The organism is Bacteroides sp. (assembly GCF_028690125.1).
Lineage (GTDB): Bacteria > Bacteroidota > Bacteroidia > Bacteroidales > Bacteroidaceae > Bacteroides.
Window position 1 is genome coordinate 1 of the sequence record NZ_JAQVBV010000113.1, and the last position, 3899, is coordinate 3899.

4 protein-coding genes are annotated in these 3899 nt (G+C 40.7%); 3 read left to right on the forward strand and 1 reads right to left on the reverse strand.

Annotation, left to right across the window (positions count from 1 at the left end; genetic code table 11):
* Window positions 1–128: 128 nt before the first annotated feature.
* Window positions 129–392 carry a hypothetical protein gene (locus PHO71_RS25435; RefSeq protein ID WP_300208985.1) on the reverse strand — a complete coding sequence of 88 codons (264 nt, stop codon included), beginning with the start codon at window positions 390–392 and terminating at the stop codon, window positions 129–131.
* Between the two features lie 66 nt (window positions 393–458).
* Here PHO71_RS25435 and PHO71_RS25440 point away from each other — a divergent pair, with 66 nt between their 5' ends.
* The 3 genes from PHO71_RS25440 to PHO71_RS25450 are packed head-to-tail and all read left to right on the forward strand — an operon-like array spanning window position 459 to window position 3853.
* The gene (locus tag PHO71_RS25440; RefSeq protein WP_300208986.1) at window positions 459–2063 is read left to right on the forward strand and encodes a recombinase family protein; all 1605 of its coding nucleotides are present in this window, start codon (window positions 459–461) and stop codon (window positions 2061–2063) included.
* Entirely contained in the window at window positions 2029–2895 is an 867-nt protein-coding gene (locus PHO71_RS25445; RefSeq protein ID WP_300208987.1) for a ParB/RepB/Spo0J family partition protein, read from the forward strand. The genes PHO71_RS25440 and PHO71_RS25445 overlap by 35 nt, the downstream gene beginning before the upstream one ends.
* Before the next feature lie 4 nt (window positions 2896–2899).
* Window positions 2900–3853 (forward strand): plasmid partitioning protein RepB C-terminal domain-containing protein, encoded by a 954-nt coding sequence (locus PHO71_RS25450; RefSeq protein WP_300208988.1) that lies wholly within the window; start codon window positions 2900–2902, stop codon window positions 3851–3853.
* Window positions 3854–3899 lie beyond the last annotated feature (46 nt).

Consider the following 3899-nt stretch of genomic DNA (forward strand, 5'->3'; position numbering starts at 1 on the left):
GAAACTTTCCATGGGGATTCTCCGTGGGCATTGTGCCCTGTTTGATGGTGCGTTTACACTTCCATCAAAACGGAGATTCCCCTTTCCTTCAAGGGGCACCTGTCAGATCAAGTCGAAACTAGCTCAATTTACGAATCCACATTCTCAAGTAATTTTGTGACAGCCAGACGAATGAAATCATATGCCTGCATCATTCGTAATAAGTCCAGGGCAGTCATTCCTATATTTTTGTAATACCAATTATGGACTCGCCAGACAGTCATGTCGAGGTCAATCGCAACCTGCTTTTGAGTGATGCCCTTGGCCCGCAACATTTCTACTATTTCTTCAGTAAACTGCTTATTATTGAACCTTTTTTTGTGGCAAATTTGCCACATATTTTGTCTGGACATACGACTCTCCTTCGCTGAATTTAAATATTGAAATATTCTCAGGCGTAATAAGGAGAGAATCTACTGATGAGACCGCTAGAGCCACCATATACTCAAGAGGAAATCAGGAATCTCCATCTCAAGGGAGCCATATATATACGTATGTCCACAGAGATGCAGACAGAATCTCCCGAAAACCAAGAGCATCAGATTCGTACTTATGCAGAACAGTATGGTATTGAAATAGTTAAAATTTATTCCGATTTAGGCATCAGTGGCATGACCGCAGAAAAACGGGAAAAATTTCAATCTTTGATTGATGATGTTGAGCAAGGGCGTAATGAATATAATGTCGTGCTATATTTAGATGAAAGTCGGTGGGGGAGATTTGTAGACAGTCGCGAGGCGGAATATCACCGGATGCGTTTGGAACGTAAAAATGTCATCTGCCAGTCATGCGAAAAGCCGCTCGCATTTACTAGTAATATCGCAGATCGTATTATGACATTACTGCGAGATGAAAGCGCAAGTGATTATTGTCGTCAGCTTTCTCAAAAAGTCTGGGTGGGTCAATGCAATCTAGTTGCTAAAGGGTTTAGGCAGGGGGGCGTGGCAGGTTTTGGGCTTCGGCGTATGCTGCTTGATGAAGCTGGTCAACCCAAGCAAGAATTAATCATGGGGCAACGTAAAAGCTTACTTGCAGAAAGAGTGATCCTAGTACCAGGGCCAGAAGAAGAGCGTAAAATTGTGCTCTGGATGTATGATCAATTTATCAATGGAATGAATGAAGCAGAAATTGCAGCCAGTCTTAACACTCAAAAATTGCTAAACCATTTTGGGCGAATATGGTCACGCGGTACTGTTAGTGAGGTTCTGACCAATGAAAAATATATAGGCAATAACCTCTTCAATCGCACTTCAGGCAAGATGAAAAGCAAGTTTAAACCGAACCCTGAAAGCGAATGGGTGCGTAAAGAACAAGCATTTGAGCCTGTCGTTGATGTTAAAACATTCTTAACTGTGCAAAAAATATACAAAGAACGAAGTCTAAAAATCTCGAATGATGAATTATTGCATGGGTTGCGCAATTTGTATGAACAGCAAGGGCGACTTTCTGCCTTAATTATTGACGAAGCAGAGGCTTTGCCTCCTAGCAGTATCTTTAGATCCAGATTTGGTGGGCTTTTAAAAGCCTATCGGATGATAGGGTATACTACAGAACGGAATTATCAATATGTTATAATTAATAGATTGCTGCGAGAATTGCATGCTAAAACTATAATACAGGTAATTGATGAGGTGGAAAAGTTAAGCGGCAGAATAATTTCTGTTGATCCAGACACTGATTTAATTGAATTAAATCATAAATTATACATTTCAGTTGTAATTAGTCGCTGTTTTACTTCAAAAAATGGAATAAGACGTTGGAAAATTCGTTTTGATTCAGGTCTCAATCCGGATGTAACAATTGCAGTTCGCATGAAGGCATGCAACGAATCTATTCTTGATTACTACATTCTTCCAGCATTGGAATTCTCACATTGCCATCTTAAATTGTCTGAAGACAATGTGGGGCTATTGGATAGTTTCCGTACAGATTCTCTGAACTATTTATTAAAGTTAAGTGTTAACATTCCCCTTAATAAGGCGGTGGATAGTGGAACACGAAAAAATCATTCTTATTCCAGTTGAAGATATTCACATACTAAACCCAAGGACGCGTAGCCAGGCTATTGCCGAAGAAATTCGGCAAAATATACATAGCGTGGGCTTAAAGCGTCCAATAACAGTCACACCCAAGCGTGTACCGAAGGGCGGGAAGAAGTATGATCTTGTTTGCGGGCAAGGACGACTTGAGGCCTACATAGCAGCTGGGGAAAATGAAATTCCCTCAATAATCAAGGATGTCAGTGAAGAAGACGCACATATAATGAGCCTTGTAGAAAATATTGCTAGACGAAATAGCAATGCTTTAGAGCTTCTTCAAAGCATAAAGTATTTGAAAGAACAAGGGTATGGGGATAATGATATAGCGGAAAAAACGAACCTGACCAAGGAGTACATTAGAGGTATTGTCCGACTTCTAGATCAGGGAGAGGATTATTTAGTTGGTGCTGTTGAGAATGGCAGAATTCCTTTATATCATGCCCTCAAAATAGCTACTGAAGATGATTCTTCCGTGCAAATGGCTTTGGCTGAAGCATATGAGTCAGGAACATTGCCTGGAAAAAAACTTGTTCTTGCGCAGAAGATTATTTCGAGGCGCAAGCATTACGGAAAAAGTCTTGCTGCCCCACAGCGTGAACGGTCTAGTGTTTCTGCTGAGGATGTGATTGCGGCTTATGAAAAAGGGGCGAAAGAAAAGAAGCAGTTGTTGGCTCAATCAAATTATATTCGGCATGTTTTGGCCTATACATCCGCAGCACTTCATCAGCTATTGAATGATGTGCATTTTACCAACCAACTTAAAGCAGTAGGGATGCATGATATCCCTCAATATGTGGCAAATATTATAAGAAGGTAAGACAATGTCGAAAAAAATTAAGCAGGGATTTCATGTGGATTTGATTTCTTTGCCAGTGGAAGACATACTTCCAGCAAAAAATGTTTCCAGTCAGATTAAACAAGGTCGAAAATATTGCCAAATCCTGTCCTCAGTACGAGAGGTCGGGCTTATAGAACCGCCTGTCGTTTCTTCTATTAAGGGCAGTGATTCCTATTTACTATTGGATGGGCATTTACGAGTAGCAGCTCTAAAGGAGCTCGGCGTTGAATATGTTTCTTGCCTAGTTTCGACTGATGATGAAGGATATACTTACAATAAGTACGTAAATCGTCTTTCAGCAATTCAAGAGCATAAAATGATTGTTAAAGCCGTTGAGGCTGGGGTTTCCGAAGAAAAGCTTGCCAGCGCACTTAATCTTGACATCAGAACGATCCGTTATAAACGACAAATGCTAGATGGAATTTGTGAAGAAGTAGTTGAGTTGTTGAAGGATAAGGATGTGCCTATGCATGTGTTCATGACATTGCGCAAAATGAAGGCACCACGTCAAATTACTGTAGCCATGCTCATGAATGATCAAAACAGATTCTCCATTCCTTATGCAAAAGCACTATTAGATGCTACTTCTACCGAGTTGCTAGTTAATAAAGGCAAACCTCGCAAATTAACTCCTGCGATGCTTGCTCGCCAAGCTCGCCTTGAAGAAGAAAATTTGGCACTCTCGCGAGAAATCGATTCTTTAAAAGAGCAGCATGGAGCAGATATGATCGACATAACAGCAATGCAGGCATATCTAAAAAGGCTGCTATGCAATGAATCTGTTGCAGGGTATTTGCGTGAGTTTAACGAGTCAGTGTATGAAAAATTTAAAGAAATTATAGAGCTAGACTTTTTTAGACGCGGTTTCAAGTTCAAAGTGCAACACCCAGTCCTTGGGTATTGGCGTCTTCTAAAAAAACTTCATAGGGTGTCTTAAACCCAAGGCATTTTCTAGGCCGCCAGTTCAAGCGGCACATTGCCGC

Bases quoted from the DNA above. Each gene is read 5' to 3' on its own strand.
- PHO71_RS25435 (WP_300208985.1), bottom strand. From the start codon at position 392: ATGTCCAGACAAAATATGTGGCAAATTTGCCACAAAAAAAGGTTCAAT.
- PHO71_RS25440 (WP_300208986.1), top strand. From the start codon at position 459: ATGAGACCGCTAGAGCCACCATATACTCAAGAGGAAATCAGGAATCTC.
- PHO71_RS25450 (WP_300208988.1), top strand. From the start codon at position 2,900: ATGTCGAAAAAAATTAAGCAGGGATTTCATGTGGATTTGATTTCTTTG.